Below are 17964 nucleotides of genomic sequence, written 5' to 3'. Positions count from 1 at the left end.
CTCGAGACGGGATTTCTGGACTTCACATGGCTTGAAGCTCGAGCGTCGCACATTCGGACATTCAGTCCACTTTTGATACACGGCCTTCTCCAGACTCGGGAGTACGCCAGAGCTGTCACCGTTAACGCGCTCGGCAAAGATACACCAAAAGAGACAGTGGCACGCATGGTTGAGTTGCGCATGATACGGCAACGAATCCTTCACAAGGAGCACCCAACTCAGCTCTCAGTGATTTTGGAGGAACCTGCATTGCGCCGTGCCGTTGGTGGACCCAAAGTGCTTCACAACCAGCTGATTCACTTGCTCGAGCTCGGTTCGCGCCCACACATCTCCATTCGTGTGTTGTCTTCAGCGTGTACAGAATGGGATGCGGGACACACAGGACCATTCACAAACTTCAGCATGCCTGACCCATACCCCGAGGTCTCATATGTGGAAAACCTTGCGGGACAAACGTTCTTGGAGGAAGCTGCGAAAGTGGAACGGTTCCAACGGACGTACGATGGTCTTGACCGAACTGCGCTCAACGCTAACGAATCCACCAAGCTCATCAAAGAATTCGCGAAGGACCTCGAGTGACTATGCACCATCAATCCAAGGACCACGACAACACGACGTCTTGGCGTAAAAGCACTCGAAGCGAGAGCGGCGGAGGCCAATGCGTCGAGATCACCTTGCAGCGAAAGAAGGTGCGGATCTCGAGCCATGAACACCAAAACTGACCCCAGAACCTGGCGCAAGAGCACCCGCAGTTCAAGCAGCGGCGACGTCAACTGCGTTGAGGTTTGTGTCTGGCGCAGCAATTCTCCCCACAACCACAGCCAAGAGTCTTGCGTCCAAACTGGATCATCACGCAGCGATCGCGGCGAGGAACGCTAACCCACTAACCCTCATCGGCGGTCTTGATGACGTTCGCTACGAACACATCCAAGCTCGCCCCTTCGATGTTCTGCTCGCTGACAATCGCGTACGGCAACAAGAACAACAACGTACGCAGGTCCTCCACCCCAACCCCAGCCAACAGTTCCTCTTCCCCAAACGCATACCGAATCACGGCCTCCGCCACGATGGACTGGCCTTCTTCAAGAAGCTCGTCGAAAAGACCATTAGGGATCCTTTTTCATGGCTACCTCACACCCCCAAGGCCCATCTCGTTGGACGAAGAGCCGCAGGTCAGGAGAACAAGGCGGCAACTGCGTCGAAGTCACCGTGTGGCGCAAAAGCTCACGTAGCAACAACGTTGGGGGAAGCTGCGTCGAGGTCGCACTGCATCGCAAGAAAACCTCGATACGTCGCTAAAGCACTGCGGCCGAGCGTTTCCAACGTCGGCTAGTTGGCACTGGCCATGCTGAGCACGTCATCGACGTAGGCATCGAGTAGATCGCCTCGTAGGTTCTCGTGGCTCATGATCGCGTAGGTGACCAGGAACATCATGCCGAGAATGTCGCTATGCGACAGCGGCTGCAAAGCGGCGAGTTCGCCACGTGCAGCACGAATCACGGCCTCGGCCTTGCTGGGTACGATCTCGCCTTGGCCCTCAGGGAATCGCGCGGGCAAACCCTTCGCGTATTGCCCTATCTCGTCCACAGTGGCTGTCGGGGAAAACTTGCGTTGCACTGCGAGCGTCAGCGCTGACGAGATCAACGCGTACGTGCGCTCGACCCCGATGCGCTCAATGACATCAGTTGGCGCGTCAGCACCGTAGGTGATCGACTGCTTGATCAGCTTGACGTCATCATCGTGGCTCATGGCCCCTCCATCTGCGAACCTGTGCGACCTTATCAGTGACTACCTGGACAGACTTGACAACCAGCAACGAGGCCACGAAGCCTGCAACCACGGCACCACCCGTGTCGGCATGATCGGGGCGTTGAGGAACAAACTGCGGCGTCTCAGAGACTTGCGTGGATGTACTGGTATTCCTGAACTCTGGCGGTTCCTGGTCGTGCTTGATAAATGAACCTGCGGTATCGACCGCATTGGCGGCCTCCGTCAACGCATCGGAGACATCATCGCCTTTGGACGTCAAGACACCCATCAGGCCCTGCGAGATCGACTTCGGCTTCGACATATCCACCAGTTCTTCACCCGTAGGTTCAGGTTTTGGTGAACTCGCCATTTCGTGGGGCGACGAGGTTGCGGCCACAATCGAGCCGACTCCGTCCTGTCCCGTTAATCCGTACTCGGCCTTCTGTACCTGTTCCCGTGCCCGCTCCAACGTGGCCTTGGCGGCGTCGTTTTGCGCCAACGCGTTGTCCAGATCAGTGATCGACGCGTCGATCTGCCGTCCCGTACGACTGTCACCAATCCCCATCGACGCGAACTGCTCCCGCAGCTCCTCGGCCAACTGCTTCGCACCCTGGATCTTCACCGCCAACGCGTCCAACGACTGCGCATCGGCATCCAACTTCGCCACAACCTCGCCAATCGACACCACGGGGCTACCTCGCCGCCTGAGCGTTGGCCTGAGCCTGACGCAGCGTCTCGGTCTCGGCCGCGACCTGCTCCACCGCCTGCTCGATCGACTGCCCCGCCCCGTCCAACATCTGCGGCACGCTCAGGTTTCCCAGCGCGGCAAAGGAACCAGACAACTCCTGGTTCGACTCACCCGACGACCCGAGCCCCGTCACTACCCTCTCGGCGTCGGCGATACAGCCCTGCACCGCGACCTCAAGATCCTCAATGGACGCCAAAGTCCTCGACCTCCTCCGTGTGCGATGCCACAATCTAACGCATCGACATGCCTGCACACAGTCCCCACCCCGACACAACGCGGGCGACGGGCGCGGCGTCCAATCAGGAGTTATTGCCCGCGTCGATGATGAACCAGTTGTCGTTCTGGTACTTCATCGTGACGTCCCCGAGGGTGTCCGAGCTGAACTTGGCGTCGCACTTCACCGCCGTGGCGGGGATGAAGACCTCGCCCACGCCCTTCTCCTGCACCTGGGGCTTGTCGATCGTCGCGGTCTTCAGCGCGTTCAACTGGTCGGCGGAGAACAGCTGGAACATCATCTGGAAGTTCGACGCGCAGTCGCCGCCCACCGTGTCCATGGCGGGCTTGGCGATCTCGCACATCGTGTCGGTGTCCTTGTTGCCCACGGCGTGCAGGTAGTCCTCGTAGCGGGAGATCGCGCCGATGGCGGACTTGGGGTCCTCCGTCGGCGACGGGGAGGACGACTTGGAGGTCTGCGCCGACGACGACTTGTCGCTGGACTTCCCGTCGCTGGCGTCCGAGGAGTCCTTGCAGGCGGACAGGGCGAGCGCGGCCGTCAGCGCGAGGGCGACGGCGACGGTGCGGGACAGGGTACGTTTCATCGGAGTCCTCAAAGGAATACGGGCTCGGTTACTTGCGGGCCTTCGGCTGCTTGTTCAGCGACATGCACGGGAAGGTTTCGGGATACATCTGGGTGCCCTTCGTCGGGCTGGCCGCGCAGAACTGGACGTCGCTGACGCCCGTGATCTTGTCAGAGACCTCGATCGCCAGGGCGCCGATCAGGGTTTCCTTTGGTGCGATGTCGACGTAGGAGTACTGGTTCACGATCCACAGGTGGTCGCGCCAGGTGTTGTCCTCGACCTTCTTGTCGAGATCCGAGACCTCGCTCGACGCGTACGTGCAGCCGTCGTCGCCCTGGCCGTATTCGCAGTCGGAGGGGTTGTCGGCCTTGAACTTCACGCCCGTGTACTGGACGTTCAACCCGACGTGCTGGGCGCCGCGATCGTCCGCCCCGCTGGTGGCCGCGATGTAGAGCACCAGGTAGTGGCTGCCGACCTTCGCCGAGTGGTCGCCCAGCTCCGTCGACCACTGCGAGTCCACGACCTTCAGGCGAAGCGGGACGGGCTGCAACGTGCCGCCCTCGGAATACGACAGCTCGTCGCCGGGGAAGTCCTTGAAGTCCGTGTACTTCGGCTTCGACGAGTCCGACGAGCCGCTGGCGTTGTCTCCGCCGGCGGACGAACCGTCGTCGTTGCTCTTGCACCCCGCCAGGAGCAGCACGAGGGCGAGGGAGACTGCGGACACGGCACGAATCGACATGCGGATTCCTTAAGAGTGTGCGAAGTGCGGAGCGCGACGGCACACATGCCGCGCCCCGCAAGTAATCATGACGAGCGCCGACTTCAAAACGGCTTCACCGACACGCGTGTCGGCCCGAGCCGACTCCAAGATCACCGCGGGGCTGCGGCAAAATTGCTGGTATGTCCGCGTCCGAAGCCCCGATCGAGCTCGGTGTGCTGGGCCCGCTGCGGGTCGCGGCGGGCGGGACGGAGCTGGAGATCACATCGGCGCGGTCGCGGGCGTTCCTCGCCGCGCTGGTGGTGAACGCTCGGCGCCAGGTGACGCTGTACGAGTTTACCGAGGCCATGTGGGGTGCCGAGCCGCCCGAGAAGCCGCGCCGGGCGGTGCAGTTGTGCGCCGCGCGGGTGCGGGCGCAGCTGGAGCGGGTCGGGGCGGGCGACGTGGTGGTCACCTGTCCCAACGGGTATCGGCTGGACGGCGACGCCGTCGTCACCGATCTCGGGCGCGTCAAGGCGCACGTGCGCGAGGCCGACGCGGCCGACGCCGCGAACGACACGGACGGCGAGCTGGCGGCCGTCACGGCGGCGCTGGCGCAGTGGCGGGGCGAGCCGTTGGCGGATGTGGCGTCGGCCCTGCTGCAACGGGAGGTGGTGCCGGGGTTGGTGGAGCAGCGGTTGACGTTGACGGAACGGCGCATCGACATCCTGCTGCGGCGCGGCGATGCCTCGGACGTGGTGGACGAGCTGGTGACGCTGACGGCGCGGTATCCCCTGCGGGAACGGCTGTGGGGGCAGCTGATGCGGGCGCTGCATCGCCGCGGGCGGCGGGGCGAGGCCCTGAACGCCTATCACGGGTTCCGTCACCACCTGAACAGCCAGCTCGGCATCGAGCCGAGCGAGGAGATTCGGGCGCTGCACACCACGATCCTGACCACACGGGCCGACGCCGAGCCCGCGGCGGCGGCGGTGTCGTTGCCCGTGCCACGGGAGTTGCCGTCCGATACGGCGGCCTTCGCGGGGCGGGCCGCGGAACTGTCCCGACTGGACGCGCTGGTGTCCACCATGGATGTGTCGGCGGGCCCCGTGGTGGGGGTCGTGACGGGGACGGCGGGGGTCGGGAAGTCGACGCTGGCGGTGCACTGGGCGCGACGGGTCTCCGAGGAGTTTCCCGACGGGCAGCTGTTCGTCAACATGCGCGGCTACCACGCCGACCAGGCGTTGTCGCCCGGGCGGGTGCTGGCGCGATTCCTGCGGGCGCTGGGGGTGCGGGGCGAGGACGTTCCCGACGACGTCGACGAGCGCGCCGCGATGTATCGGTCCGTCATGGACGGTCGACGGATGCTGCTGTTGCTGGACAACGTGAACTCCAGCGACCAGGTGAGGCCGTTGTTGCCCAGCGGTGAGGGATGCCTGGCGCTGATCACCAGCCGCGACGTGTTGCTGAGCCTGATCGTCACCGACGGGGCGCGCCGCATCAATCTCGATCTGCCCAGCGTCAACGACGCTCGGAAGATGCTGGCCAGGCGCCTGGGTGGCGAACGGCTGCGGGTGGAGCCGAAGGCGGCCGACGACATCATCGCCGCCAGCGCGCGGCTCCCGTTGGCCATCGCGATCGCCGCCGCCCGCGCCGCGACCTGCCACGATTCGCGGCTCAGCGCGGTGGCGGCCCAGTTGCGCCGGGGGCTCGACGCCTTCGACACCGCCTCGGCGGTGACGGACGTGCGCTCGGTGTTCTCGTGGTCGTACCGCGCGTTGAGCCCCGAGGCGGCCCGGCTGCTGCGCCTGTTGGGGCTGCACCCCGGGCCCGACCTGGGGTCCGCCGCGGCGGCCAGTCTCATCGGCCTGCCGCCGAAACAGGGCAGGCCGCTGCTGGCCGAGCTCGTGCGCGCCAACCTGCTCACCGAGCACGTCCCCGGGCGGTACGCCCTTCACGACCTGATGCGCGAATACGCCCGCGAGCTCGTCGGGCGCGACGACGACGAGCCCGACCGACGCGCCGCCGCGACCCGATTGATCGACCACTACACGCATTCCGCGTACGCCGCCGAGCAGCGCCTCAACCAGGCGCGCGTCCTCCCCACGTTGTTGCCGCCCGCGGCGGGGTCGGCGACGGTCCGTCCCGCCGACCACCAGGAGTCGTTGGAGTTCCTCATCTCGGAGTACCCCAACCTGCGTCCCGTCATCGAGTGGGCGCACGCGTCCGGTTTCGACGATCACGCCTGGCGCCTGGCTTGTCTGCTGTGTACGTTCTACAACAACCAGGCGCTGCACGACGAATGGCGGACCATCATGGACATCGCCCTGTCGTCGGCCGCGCGCACCGGCGACGACCTGGCCGAGGCCCGCACGCTCTACGAGACCGGGCGGATGGCGTGGTTCCAGCGCCGCTTCGGCGACGTCGGCCCCGCCGTCGACCGCGCCCAGGAACTGTTCGCCGCCCACGACGACGTCCTGGGCATGGGCCTGGTGGAATCGCTGCGCGCCAGCCTTCCCGGCCAGTCCCCCGAGGACACACTGGAACGGATGCGGCGGTCCGGGGAGCTGGTGCGAAGCGCCGGTCACCACCACAACGCCGCGATCGCGATCCTCAGCGTCGCAACGCTTCTTGCCGAACTCGGCCGACACGACGAGGCCCTGGCCCAGTGCGACGAGGCGTCGGCGATCTTCGCCGAACTGGACGACCGGCACGGCCGCGCCGTGGTGCAGCGGATCCGCGGCGACATCCACGCCGCGCTCGGGCAGCACCGTGAGGCCCAGCGGTGCTATCGGGAGGTCGCCGAGGTGTACCGCTCGTTCGGGTCGCGGCAGGCCGAGGCCGAGGTGCTGGCGGTGCTGGGCGACAGCCACGCCGCCACCGACGAGCCCGAGCTCGCCGCCGACCACTACCGCCGGGCGGCCGAGATCTTCGAGGCGATCGGGCATCCCGACGCGGCCGAGACCCGCACAAGGTTGTCGAACTTCACGGGGAAACCCCTGACTAAAGGTCCGTGCACCCCCGACGAAGGTTTAAGGGTCTCCTCGGCCCCGCGAAGGACGCGAAACCCCTGCGCCACCGATAGTTTCAACGTGTGTCCACCATAACCATTGAAGCTCTCACCAAGAAATATCCGCGCGTGACCGCGCTGGACCAGTTGACGGTCGACATCCCCGACGGGGTGTGCGGCCTGGTCGGCGCCAACGGCGCGGGCAAGTCCACCCTGATCAAGATCCTGCTCGGGCTGTCGCAACCCACCTCGGGGCGGGCCTCCGTCCTGGGCCTCGACATCGCCACGCAAAGCGACCAGATTCGGCAGCGGATCGGCTACATGCCCGAACACGACTGCCTTCCCCCCGACGTGTCGGCCGCCGAGTTCGTCATGCACATGGCCCGCATCTCGGGGCTGCCCACCGGGGCGGCCCGGGAGCGCACCGCCGACACCCTGCGCCACGTCGGACTCAACGAGGAACGGTACCGCCCGATGGGCGGCTACTCCACCGGCATGAAGCAGCGGGTGAAGCTGGCCCAGGCGCTGGTGCACGACCCGCAGCTGGTGTTCCTGGACGAGCCCACCAACGGGCTGGACCCGGTGGGGCGCGACGAGATGCTGGACCTGATCCGCCGGGTGTGGACCAAGTTCGGGATCTCCGTGCTGGTCACCTCGCACCTGTTGGGGGAACTCGAACGCACCAGCGACCACGTCGTCGTCGTCGACGGCGGGCGGCTGCTGAAGTCCGAGGCCACCGGCGACCTCATGGAGGACATCGCGACCCTGATCGTCGAGGTGCTCGACCCGTCGGGCGGCATGGGGGCCAGCGACCAGGCGGCGAACCTGTTGGGACAGTCGGGACTGGACGTGCGGCGCGAGGGCGAGCTGCTGTACATCCCCGCCGCCAACGAGTCCACTTACGACACGATTCGCGACGCCGTCGCCGGCGCCGGGCTGGGTCTGGTGCGGCTGCAACGCGACCGGCACCGCATCGCCGAGATCTTCGCCGACCCCGCGCCCGAAGGGAGCCAGAACCGTGTCAACGCAAACTAGCGGCGCCTCCGGCGTCATCCACAACATCGGCTACCGGCGCTACGAGGGGCAGCGCCTGGGTCGCTTCGACATCGTCAAGGCCCTGTACTCGCAGACGCTGCGCGGCTCCTACGGCATCGGGCGCGGCGTCGTCGCGAAGCTCTTCCCGTGGTTCCTGGTGGGCTGCACGGTGATCCCCGCGTTCATCATCATCGCGGTGGAGACCCAGCTGAAGACCGAGGTCGTCGAGTTCCATCAGTACCCGGTGTTCATCCAGATGATCCCCGCGCTGTTCATCGCCGTCCAGGCACCGCAGGCGGTCTCGCGGGATCTGCGCTTCCACACCCTGCCGCTGTACTTCTCGCGGCCGCTGAGTCCCGGCGACTACGTCAAGGCGAAGTTCGCGGGCGTCTTCAGTGGAATGTTCCTGCTGTTGGCGGCGCCGCTCGTCCTGCTGTATCTGGGAAGCCTGCTGATCAAGCTGCCGTTCGGCTCGACGTCCGTGCACTTCCTGGGCGCGCTGTTCGGCGTGGCCCTGCTGGCGCTGCTGCTGACCGGCATCGGCCTGCTGCTGGCCTCGGTCACGCCGCGTCGCGGCCTGGGCGTCGCGGCGATCATCGCCGTGGTGGTCGGCTCGTACGGGACGGCGAACATGCTGCAGAGCGTGCTGAGCTTCGGCGGCTCCACCACCGCGGCCACCTGGGCCAGCGTGGCGTCGCCGGTGACCATGTACGACATGGCCCAAAGTGGACTTTTCCACTACTCCTCCACCGGGGCGGCGCAGGCACCCAACTTCGCCGGCGGCGTCGGCTTCACCATCATCCTGCTGGGCGTCACCGCGGTGTGCTACGCGCTGCTGCTGGTGCGTTATCGGAAGGCGGCCAAGGCATGAGCACCATCCACATCGAGCGAGTGTCCAAATGGTTCGGACACGTGGTGGCGGTCAACGACGTCACCATGACGATCGGGCCGGGCATCACGGGTCTGCTGGGGCCCAACGGAGCGGGCAAGACCACGCTGCTCAACATGATGGCCGGGTTCGCCGCCGCCTCCACCGGGACCGTCGCATTGGACGGGGCGCCCACGTGGCGCAACGAGCAGATCTACCGCCAGATCGGCATGGTGCCGGAGCAGGAGGCCATGTACGACTTCCTGACCGGCGCGGAGTTCGTGCTGGCCAACGCCAAGCTGCACGGGCTGAGCGACCCGCGCGGCGCCGCCGACCGCGCCATCGACATCGTCGAGATGGCCGACGCGGCGGGGCGGAGGATCTCCACGTACTCCAAGGGTATGAAGCAGCGCATGAAGATGGCCGCCTCCCTGGTGCACGACCCCGCGGTGCTGCTTTTGGACGAACCGTTCAACGGCATGGACCCGCGCCAGCGGCTCCACCTGATGGACCTGTTGCGGCGCATGGCATCCGACGGGCGCACCGTGCTGTTCAGCTCCCACATCCTCGAGGAGGTGGAGCAGCTGGCCACCCACATCGAGGTGATGGTGGCCGGGCGCCACGCCGCCAGCGGCGACTACCGCGCGATCCGCCGCCTCATGACCGACCGTCCACACCGCTACCAACTCCACAGCGACGACGACCGCCGGCTCGGCGCCGTCCTCGTCGCGGAGGGGGCCGTGGGCGCCGTCCAGGTCGACGAGGCCGACGGCGCGCTGCACGTCCAGACCAGCGACTTCGGACGCTTCACCCAGGCGCTGCCGAAGCTGGCCCGCGACCACAAGATCCGCCTGTACGACATCACACCCGCCGACGAATCGCTCGAGAGCGTCTTCGGCTACCTGGTCCAGTCGTAGTGGGACAGAAGGAAAGGAGAACATCATGAACGGCACTGTTGCCCGGCTGACCAGGATGAACCTGCTGCGGGGGTGGCGCGGCGCGCTGCTGACCATCTTCCCGTTCGCGCAGCTGCTCTTGTCCGTGGGCGTCCGCTTCATCACCACCGACACCCCGCAGGGCCAGCGGGCCGCCATGACCTTCGTGTTGGGCGGCCTGACCATGGGCACCGTGGTGCCCCTGATCGCCCTGATCGTCGGCACCGGCGCGATCAGCACCGAGGTGGACGACGGGTCCATCGTGTACCTGCTCACCAAGCCGCTGAAGCGCTGGAAGATCGTGGTCACCAAGTTCGTGGTCGCCACGGTGGCGGCCATCGTGCTCACCGCGGTCCCCACCTACCTCGCCGGGCTGATCATCAGCGGCTCGGCCGGCGGCGCCGCCCTGGTGTACGGGGTGGCCGCCGCGATCTCCTGCGTCGTCTACTGTGCCCTGTTCGTCCTGCTCGGGGTGCTGAGCCGCCAGGCCGTCATCATCGGCCTGATGTACATCCTGCTGTGGGAGAACCTGATCGCCGGGCTCGTCTCGGGCGCCAAGGTGCTCAGCGTGCAGTACTGGTCGGTGGCGCTGGCCGCGAAGCTGGCGCCGGGCACCGTCTCCGGCGAGGTCAACGTGATCGCCGCGGCGGTGCTGGCCGCGGTCGTCACCGTGGGGGCGGTGGTCTACGCCGGACGGCGGCTCCGCTCGCTCACCCTGGCCTCGGAGGCGTAACCAGGAGGGGATGGGCCCGCCCGCCGCGAGGGGATCGCGGCGGGCGGGCCATAACGCTGTTCGGGAGGCGTGTCGAGCCGCGATGTCGTTGCACTCGGCGCAGACCTCGTCGGGAATCACGCCGAGGCGCATCAACAGGGCGAACGCCTTGCAGCCCAGGCACAGGGCGAACACCGACTCCAGCGTGGCGGCGACGGCCAGGGCACCCAGCACGATCCAGGCGGCCAGCGGCGCGTCGAAGACCAGCGCCAGCGCCGCCGCCGTCACCGAGAACACCGCGCCGATCGCCTGCGCGAAGCGCTTGGGGGGACCGGGAACCGGCTTCGCCTCCAGCGGCAACCGGGGCACGATGACCCGGGTGACCAGCTGGCCGAGCGGGCTGAACGTCGGCCCCGCCGCCACCCGAGCCGCGAAGCCGTAGGCGATCGCCAGCGTCAGCCATTTCAGATCGAAGACGATCGTGACCAGACTCAGCACGACGACGCCACCGGCGACCAGGCGGGCCGACACCTCGTTGACCGGATTGGGGAACGTGAACAGATTTCTCATAATCCCTATATCCCATCGGATGAATAGGGAACACTACCCGCCTGTCAGCGAACCTTCTACCCGATCGGGTCGATGGTCTCGATGTCCTCGGTCTCAATCTTCTGGCGCTTGGCCAGATCGATCGCCTCGCCGCGCTGGCTGGTGGCCGTCCACGCCGAGGCGAACAACAGCATCTGGTTGAACAGGTACAGGAAGATCAACAGACCCACCGCCGTGCCGACGGCCTGGTAGGCGGGGCGGTCGGCCGCCGAATTGATGTAGAGGCGGCCGACGGTCTTGAGCAGCTCCAGGCCGATCGCCACCGACAGCGACGGCAGCAGCAGCCGCTTCAGCGGCAGCGCCAGGCGCGGCAGGCCCGACAGCAGCGCGGCCGCCAGGATCGTGTTGACGATGAGGCCGATCCCGGTGCTGCCGTAATTGATCAGGGTGGGAAGCCAGCCGTCCGTCTCCCCGTGCCTCAGCCATTGCAGCGCCACATCGGCCACGGCCGTGATGGCGATGGAACCGACGAGCAGGACGCCCAGGCCGATCAGCACCCCCAGGTCGATGATCCAGCGCAGGATCGGGTGACCGGGTTGTTGGTCCAAAAGCCACACCGCGCGGATCGAGGAGCGGATCGCCTGCACCCAGCTGACGCCCGTGATGACCAGGGCGACCAGCGCCACCAGGCCGATGGTCGACGCCGACGCCCGAATCGACTTCACGCTGACCAACGGGAGGTTGGTCCTGAGCCATTCGTCGACCGCGTCGTACAGGGTGTGGAAGTCGAGCATGTAGCCCAGCACGGCGACGGCCAGCAGCGACAGCGAGAACGCCGCGAAGAACGCGTAGTAGGCGATGGCCGCGGACAGCCGTCCGGCGTCGACCTCGAAGAACCGCTCCTGGGCGCGCCAGAAGTGGTCGAACCGCTTCGACTTTCCCCGCAGCCACTCGACCGCGCGGTCCAGCAGCGCCTCCACATCGGGAAACTTCACGCGTCTATGGTGGCCCATCGAGCCGCGGCGCCGAAGCCGAACGCCCGGCGTGGTCGCCAGGTGGCGTCGTCGTCGTGGGTGTACAGCACGAATCCGTCCACCGTGAACTGGGCCTCGAAGTCCGCCAGCTCCTCGAACGCGGCGTCCAGGGCCGGGGTGTCCACGGCCTGGGCGACGGTGACGTGCGGGTGGTACGGGTAGTTGAGCTCCTTGGCCAGCGGGCCGGTGCGCACCGCGGACTCGAGCGTCTCGCACTCGCTGATGCCCATCGCGACCGTCACGAACACCACCTCGGTGATGGGCCGGAAGGTGCCGGTGCCGCGCAGGTGCAGCTCGAAGGGGTGGTGCTCGGCGGCGCACGCGGCCAGGTGGTTCTCCACCTCGCCCAGGCCGTCGGAGGCGATCTCGGTGGGGCCCAGCAGGGTGACGTGGCTGGGGACGTGGACGGCCTGCGGGTCGCCGGTGCGGGCCCGGGCGGCGTCCAGGACGGGACCCCACGGGTCGGGGATGGGGATGGCTACGCCGATGGTGAGCATGGTGATTCCCCTAGTCCCGTACCGGTTCTCGGAATCCGACCCGCTTGTACACCTTGGACAGGGTGCGCGCGGCGACGGCGTGGGCCTTCTCGGCGCCCACCATGAGGATCTTGTCCAGCTCCGCCTTGTCGTCCAGGTAGGACCTGGTGCGCTGCGCGATCGGGGCGCAGAAGTCGGCGACGATGTCGGCCAGGTCCTTCTTGAAGTCGCCGTAGCCGCTGGTGGCGTACTGGTCCTGGAGCTTGTCGATCGGGGTGTCGGTGAGCGTGGAGTAGATGGTGAGCAGGTTGGAGATGCCGGGCTTGGTGTCCGGGTCGTAGACGATCTCGCGTCCGGTGTCGGTGACGGCGGACTTGATCTTCTTGCGGATCCGGGCCGGGTCCTCCAGCAGGTCGATGATGCCCGCCGGGCCCGACGCCGACTTCGACATCTTCTTGGACGGCTCGGCGAGGTCCTGGACGGTGCCGGTGGACTTGATGATGTGCGGCTCGGGAACGGTGAAGGTGTTGCCGTACGTGTGGTTGAAGCGCTGCGCCAGGTCGCGCGACAGCTCCAGGTGCTGGCGCTGGTCCTCGCCGACCGGGACGGCGTCGGCCTGGTACAGCAGGATGTCGGCGGCCATCAGGATCGGGTACGTGTACAGGCCGACGGTGACGCGCTCGTTCTTGGACGACTTGTCCTTGAACTGGGTCATGCGCCCGGCCTCGCCGAAACCGGTGTGGCACTGCAGGACCCACGTCAGCATCGGGTGCTCGGGCACCTGCGACTGCACCAGCAGGGTGCTGCGGGCCGGGTCGATGCCGATGGCCAACAGCTGGGCGGCGGCCACCCGGGTGCGCTGGCGCAGCTGCTTGGGGTCGTGTTCGAGGGTGATGGCGTGCAGGTCGACCACGCAGTAGAACGCGTCGTGGGTGTCCTGCATCGGGACCCAGTTGCGCAGGGCCCCCAGGTAGTTGCCGAGGTGGAACGAGTCGGCGGTGGGCTGGATGCCGGAAAACACCCGCGGACGGCGGGTCGGCTCCCCCGCGGCATCGGTCGAGATCATGCGGCAATTCTGCCCCAGCCGATCGGCCCGGACGTTTCAGCCTTGCCGTTGGCGGCGAGGGGCGACGGAACCCACATTGGCGTGTTTAGTCGTGTGCGTTTATGATCGAGTTCCCGAGACCTATCCAAGGAGTGCCCATGCTGGCCCCTCAACGCCAGGCGGTGATCGCCGAGCGGGTGCGGCGCAGCGGCGCCGTCCGGGTCGCCGAGCTGGTCGACGAGTTCGGCGTGTCGGACATGACGATCCGCCGCGACCTGGAGACGCTGTCCGAGCGCGGGCTGGTGTCCAAGGTGCACGGCGGCGCCACGGCGGTGGACATCGGCTCCACCGAGGAGCCCGGCTTCGCCGCCAAGTCGGTGCGGCAGAAGGAGGCCAAGGAGGCCATCGCCGCCGCCGCGGCGCGGCTGGTGAAGCCCGGCCAGGCCATCGCGCTGTCGGGTGGCACCACCACCTGGACCCTGGCGCAGCACCTGGTGGGCGTCGCTGGCCTGACCGTGGTCACCAACTCGGTGCCGGTGGCCGACGTGTTCTACCGCTCCGGCCGCACCGACCAGACCGTGATCCTCACCGGCGGCATCCGCACCCCCTCCGACGCCCTGGTGGGGCCGTTCGCCGTGGCGTCGTTGAAGTCCATCAACGTGGACATGCTGTTCCTCGGCGTGCACGGCGTCAGCGCCACCGCGGGCTTCACCACCCCCAACCTGATGGAGTCCGAGACCGACAAGGCGCTGATCGACGCGGCCCGCAAGCTGGTGGTGCTGGCCGACTCCACCAAGTGGGAGATCGTGGGCATCCGCACCATCGCCGCGCCGGACGAGGCCGACGTGCTGGTCACCGACGCGGGGCTGCCGGGCCCGGCGCGGGGCGCGCTGCGCGAGGCGGTCGGGCGGCTCATCATCGCCGGCGAGGACGAGGAGGACGCCGCGTGACGACCCGCAGCACGATCAAGCTGGCCGACGGCCGCGAGCTGAACTACTACGACGCGGCGCCCGGGGCCGGGCGCGAGGCGTACGCCGACCGCCGGCGGCTGCCCGCGCGACCGCCCGCCGCCCAGCTGCGCTACGACGCGCTGCGCGACGAGTGGGTGGCGGTGGCCGCCGCGCGCCAGGGCCGCCCGCTGTTGCCGTCCACTCAGCACTGTCCGCTGTGCCCCACCACCGACGACAATCCCACCGAGATCCCCGCCCCCTCATACGAGGTCGCGGTCTTCGAGAACCGCTTCCCGTCCTTCGGCGGCACCATCGCCGACGGCGCCGTGGACGACCCGCTGTCGCCCCGGCGCCCGGCCACCGGGCGCTGCGAGGTGGTGTGCTTCACCCCCGACCACGACGCCTCCTTCGCGCGGCTGGAACCCGCGCGGGTGCGGGTGGTGCTGGACGCCCTGGCCGACCGGGTCAGCTGCCTGTCCGACATGGACGACGTGGAGTACCTGTTCTGCTTCGAGAACCGCGGCGAGGAGATCGGCGTCACCCTCCACCATCCACACGGGCAGATATACGGATATCCCTTCGTGCCGCCGGTCGCGGCGCAGCTGTTGAACGCGGCGCGCTCCCACCGCGAACGCACCGGCGCCAACCTGTTCGCCGAGGTGCTGGCCGCCGAGCGCGCCGAGGGCACCCGCGTCGTGGCGTCCAACGACCGCTGGACGGCGTTCGTGCCGGTGGCGGCCCGCTGGCCGTTCGAGGTGCACCTCTACCCGCACGAACGCTTCGCCGACCTGGCGGAACTGCCCGACGACTACCGCGACGCCTTCGGCGAGGTCTACCTCGACGTGTTGCGGCGCTTCGATTGCCTGTTCGGCAGCCCGCTGCCGTACATCTCGGGCTGGTACCAGGCGCCGGTGCGCGCCGACCGGGACCTGGCCCACACCCACCTGCGGCTGTTCAGCATTCGCCGGGCCCCCAGTAAGTTGAAATACCTGGCGGGTTCGGAATCGGCCATGGGAGCTTTTGTCAATGACGTGGCGCCGGAAGAGGCGGCGCGGCTACTTCGGGAGGCGGAATGAAGTATCTGGTCACCGGCGGCGCCGGTTATGTGGGGTCCGTCGTGACCACCATGCTGTTGGAGGGGGGCCACGAGGTCGTCGTGCTCGACGACCTGGCCACCAACGACGCCAACGGAATCCCGGCGGGCGCCACAGTGGAGCGCGGCCGGGTGCAGGACTCCGCCGACGTGCTGGACCCCGGCTTCGACGGCGTGTTCCACTTCGCGGGCCTGATCGCCAACGGCGAGTCCATGGAAAAGCCCGAGATCTATTGGGACGCCAACGTCTCCGGCACCCTCGCGCTGCTGGAGGCGATGCGGAAGTCCGATGTGGGCACCCTGGTGTTCTCGTCCTCGGCCTCCGTCTACGGCAACCCCTCCGAGCTCCCCGTCACCGAGACCGCCGTGACCCGCCCCACCAGCACCTACGGCGCCAACAAACTCGCCGCCGACTACGCCATCACCTCCTACGCCATCGCCCACGGCCTGGCCGCCGTCAGCCTGCGCTACTTCAACGTGGCCGGCGCCTGGAAGGACGCCTCCGGGCTGTGGCACGGCGAGCGCCACGACCCCGAGACCCACCTGATCCCGATCATCCTGGCCTGTGCCGCCGGCGACCGCGACAAGCTCCAGATCTACGGCACCGACTACGACACCGCCGACGGCACCTGCGTGCGCGACTACATCCACGTCGCCGACCTGGCCCGCGCGCACCTGCTGGCCGTCGACAAGGCCGAGGCCCACCGGCACCGGATCTACAACCTGGGCAACGGAAACGGCTTCTCCAACCGCGAGGTGCTGGCCGCCGCGCAGCGGGTCACCGGTCGCGACATCCCGGCGCTGGACGCCCCGCGCCGCCCCGGCGACCCCGCCACCCTGGTGGCGTCGTCGGCCGCCGCCGAGCGCGACCTGGGCTGGCGCCCGGACAGGCCCGCGCTGGAGGACATCATCGCCGACGCCTGGGAGTTCTACCAGCGTGGATGACCTGAAAGCTCGCGCCCTCAACGGTTTCAGGCTCACCTTCGGCGGCACCCCCGAGCTGATGTGGGCCGCGCCCGGCCGGATCAACCTGCTGGGCGAGCACACCGACTACAACGACGGTTTCGTGATGCCGCACGCGATCGGCTACTACACGGTGGCCGCCGTGCAGCGCTCCTCCAGCCCCACCTGGCGGGTGCACTCCGAGGCCACCGGCGAGACCATCACCTTCGGGCCGACCCGGGTGGCCGAGACGCTGCCGGAGTCCGAGGCCGTGGACGGGTGGGGCGCGTACGTCGCCGGGGCGGTGTGGGCGCTGCGCAACATCGCCAAGGAGCCGATCGGCGGCGCCCGGATCTCCATCGCCTCCAACGTGCCGGTCGGCGCCGGGCTGTCGTCCTCGGCGGCCCTCGAGGTGGCGGTGATCGGGGCGCTGTGCGACTTGTACAAAGTGGAGATATCGCGCGAGAAGATGGTGCTTTTGGCCCAGGAGGCGGAGAACTCGTACGTGGGTGCGCCCACCGGGATCCTCGACCAGACCGCCAGCCTGATGTCCCACGCCGACGAGATCATCCACATGGACTGCCGATCAAGGGAAATCAGGCGGCTGCCGTTCGATCTCGAGGAGCGCTACGACCTCACGACGCTGATCATCGACACCAACGCGCCGCACCGGCTGGTGGACGACGAGTACGCCGACCGCCGCCGCGACTGCGAGCGCGCCGCGGGAATCCTCGGTGTGGCCAGCCTGCGCGACGTCACCGATCCCACCTACATCGGACTGCCCGACCTGGTGCTGCGGCGCCGGGTGCGGCACGTGCTCACCGAGAACCAGCGCGTCAACGACGCCGCCGTCCTGTTGGAGGAGGCCCCCAAGGACCTGCCGCAACGCCTGGGGCGGCTCATGACCGAGTCCCATCTGTCCATGATGGCTGATTACGAGATCACGGTTCCCGAGGTGGACCTCACGGTGTCGGCGGCGCTGCGGGGCGGCGCCGTGGGCGCCCGGATGACCGGCGGCGGCTTCGGCGGCAGCGTCATCGCCCTCGCCCACACCGACTCCGTGGTGTCGGTGATCGACGCGGTGACCGAGTCCGTCGACGCCAACGATCTCCCGCAACCCGAGTTCTACGACGGGAGGCCCACCCGCGGCGCGCATCGACTCGACATCTGATCAAATTTTGGTGGTCCGTAAGGCGGCGTTTCGGCGACCATGGCGTAAACACGCCGGTAGTCGCGCCAGGCTCCGGTGATATAGTCGCTCGACGCTTGGTGGTTCATCCCTCGTCGATTCGGGCTGCCGCACCCATGCCTTTGTGAAGGAGAATTC

At 67.6% G+C, this 17964-nt stretch carries 21 protein-coding genes and 1 pseudogene; 12 read left to right on the top strand and 10 right to left on the bottom strand.

Annotated features, from left to right (window positions below; genetic code table 11):
* Positions 1-579: DUF5753 domain-containing protein (locus tag VE172_RS09185; RefSeq protein WP_324800224.1), on the top strand; the 579-nt coding region annotated here is incomplete at its 5' end.
* A 2-nt stretch (positions 580-581) separates the two neighbouring features.
* Positions 582-722 (top strand): DUF397 domain-containing protein, encoded by a 141-nt coding sequence (locus VE172_RS25685; protein WP_414715077.1) that lies wholly within the window; start codon positions 582-584, stop codon positions 720-722.
* A 161-nt stretch (positions 723-883) separates the two neighbouring features.
* On the opposite strand, the gene VE172_RS09180 is transcribed toward VE172_RS25685, so the two are convergent.
* On the bottom strand, positions 884-1066 hold the full coding sequence (locus tag VE172_RS09180; protein WP_324800221.1) for a hypothetical protein: 183 nt from the start codon (positions 1064-1066) through the stop codon (positions 884-886).
* Between the two features lie 56 nt (positions 1067-1122).
* Here VE172_RS09180 and VE172_RS25400 point away from each other — a divergent pair, with 56 nt between their 5' ends.
* On the top strand, positions 1123-1299 hold the full coding sequence (locus VE172_RS25400; RefSeq protein ID WP_349258315.1) for a DUF397 domain-containing protein: 177 nt from the start codon (positions 1123-1125) through the stop codon (positions 1297-1299).
* A 30-nt stretch (positions 1300-1329) separates the two neighbouring features.
* Here the strand turns inward: VE172_RS25400 and VE172_RS09175 are convergent, their stop codons facing one another.
* The 5 genes from VE172_RS09175 to VE172_RS09155 all read right to left on the bottom strand — a co-directional run bounded on the left by VE172_RS09175 (position 1330) and on the right by VE172_RS09155 (position 4033).
* A complete protein-coding gene (locus tag VE172_RS09175) occupies positions 1330-1749 on the bottom strand; it encodes a hypothetical protein (RefSeq protein WP_324800219.1) in 420 nt (139 codons plus the stop codon).
* The gene (locus VE172_RS09170) at positions 1736-2437 is read right to left on the bottom strand and encodes a hypothetical protein (protein ID WP_324800215.1); all 702 of its coding nucleotides are present in this window, start codon (positions 2435-2437) and stop codon (positions 1736-1738) included. The genes VE172_RS09175 and VE172_RS09170 overlap by 14 nt, the downstream gene beginning before the upstream one ends.
* A gap of 4 nt (positions 2438-2441) precedes the next feature.
* A complete protein-coding gene (locus VE172_RS09165) occupies positions 2442-2693 on the bottom strand; it encodes a hypothetical protein (protein ID WP_324800212.1) in 252 nt (83 codons plus the stop codon).
* Between the two features lie 103 nt (positions 2694-2796).
* The gene (locus tag VE172_RS09160) at positions 2797-3315 is read right to left on the bottom strand and encodes a hypothetical protein (RefSeq protein WP_324800209.1); all 519 of its coding nucleotides are present in this window, start codon (positions 3313-3315) and stop codon (positions 2797-2799) included.
* A gap of 28 nt (positions 3316-3343) precedes the next feature.
* On the bottom strand, positions 3344-4033 hold the full coding sequence (locus VE172_RS09155) for a hypothetical protein (protein ID WP_324800206.1): 690 nt from the start codon (positions 4031-4033) through the stop codon (positions 3344-3346).
* 161 nt (positions 4034-4194) lie between these two features.
* Between VE172_RS09155 and VE172_RS09150 the strand changes: the two genes are divergently transcribed.
* From VE172_RS09150 to VE172_RS09130, 5 genes are read left to right on the top strand one after another with little or no spacing between them, the layout of a single operon-like run.
* On the top strand, positions 4195-7095 hold the full coding sequence (locus VE172_RS09150; RefSeq protein ID WP_324800203.1) for an AfsR/SARP family transcriptional regulator: 2901 nt from the start codon (positions 4195-4197) through the stop codon (positions 7093-7095).
* Positions 7083-8033, top strand: a complete 951-nt coding sequence (locus VE172_RS09145) for an ABC transporter ATP-binding protein (RefSeq protein ID WP_349258314.1) — start codon at positions 7083-7085, stop codon at positions 8031-8033. Before VE172_RS09150 ends, VE172_RS09145 begins: the two co-directional genes overlap by 13 nt.
* Positions 8017-8904, top strand: a complete 888-nt coding sequence (locus VE172_RS09140; protein WP_324800198.1) for a hypothetical protein — start codon at positions 8017-8019, stop codon at positions 8902-8904. The genes VE172_RS09145 and VE172_RS09140 overlap by 17 nt, the downstream gene beginning before the upstream one ends.
* Entirely contained in the window at positions 8901-9818 is a 918-nt protein-coding gene (locus VE172_RS09135) for an ABC transporter ATP-binding protein (RefSeq protein WP_324800194.1), read from the top strand. Before VE172_RS09140 ends, VE172_RS09135 begins: the two co-directional genes overlap by 4 nt.
* Positions 9819-9843: 25 nt before the next feature.
* Complete coding sequence (locus tag VE172_RS09130) at positions 9844-10569, top strand: ABC transporter permease (protein ID WP_324800191.1); 726 nt, start codon at positions 9844-9846, stop codon at positions 10567-10569.
* Between the two features lie 186 nt (positions 10570-10755).
* Here VE172_RS09130 and VE172_RS09125 read toward each other — a convergent pair.
* The 4 genes and pseudogenes from VE172_RS09125 to trpS form a co-directional block, all read right to left on the bottom strand.
* Positions 10756-11118, bottom strand: a pseudogene (locus tag VE172_RS09125) (DUF4395 domain-containing protein); the annotation flags it as partial.
* A 56-nt stretch (positions 11119-11174) separates the two neighbouring features.
* Positions 11175-12092 (bottom strand): YihY/virulence factor BrkB family protein, encoded by a 918-nt coding sequence (locus VE172_RS09120; protein WP_324800189.1) that lies wholly within the window; start codon positions 12090-12092, stop codon positions 11175-11177.
* Positions 12089-12628, bottom strand: a complete 540-nt coding sequence (locus VE172_RS09115) for a 2'-5' RNA ligase family protein (protein ID WP_324800186.1) — start codon at positions 12626-12628, stop codon at positions 12089-12091. The genes VE172_RS09120 and VE172_RS09115 overlap by 4 nt, the downstream gene beginning before the upstream one ends.
* Positions 12629-12638: 10 nt before the next feature.
* Positions 12639-13673, bottom strand: a complete 1035-nt coding sequence (gene trpS / locus VE172_RS09110; protein ID WP_324800183.1) for a tryptophan--tRNA ligase — start codon at positions 13671-13673, stop codon at positions 12639-12641.
* Between the two features lie 137 nt (positions 13674-13810).
* Between trpS and VE172_RS09105 the strand changes: the two genes are divergently transcribed.
* From VE172_RS09105 to galK, 4 genes are read left to right on the top strand one after another with little or no spacing between them, the layout of a single operon-like run.
* Complete coding sequence (locus VE172_RS09105; protein ID WP_324800180.1) at positions 13811-14602, top strand: DeoR/GlpR family DNA-binding transcription regulator; 792 nt, start codon at positions 13811-13813, stop codon at positions 14600-14602.
* Entirely contained in the window at positions 14599-15678 is a 1080-nt protein-coding gene (gene galT / locus VE172_RS09100) for a galactose-1-phosphate uridylyltransferase (RefSeq protein WP_324800177.1), read from the top strand. Before VE172_RS09105 ends, galT begins: the two co-directional genes overlap by 4 nt.
* Complete coding sequence (gene galE / locus VE172_RS09095; protein ID WP_324800174.1) at positions 15675-16640, top strand: UDP-glucose 4-epimerase GalE; 966 nt, start codon at positions 15675-15677, stop codon at positions 16638-16640. The genes galT and galE overlap by 4 nt, the downstream gene beginning before the upstream one ends.
* On the top strand, positions 16633-17808 hold the full coding sequence (galK, locus tag VE172_RS09090) for a galactokinase (protein WP_324800169.1): 1176 nt from the start codon (positions 16633-16635) through the stop codon (positions 17806-17808). Before galE ends, galK begins: the two co-directional genes overlap by 8 nt.
* Positions 17809-17964: the final 156 nt, after the last annotated feature.

This window comes from Stackebrandtia sp., assembly GCF_035643755.1.
Taxonomy (GTDB): domain Bacteria; phylum Actinomycetota; class Actinomycetes; order Mycobacteriales; family Micromonosporaceae; genus Stackebrandtia.
This window is presented reverse-complemented; position numbering and strand designations above follow the sequence as displayed.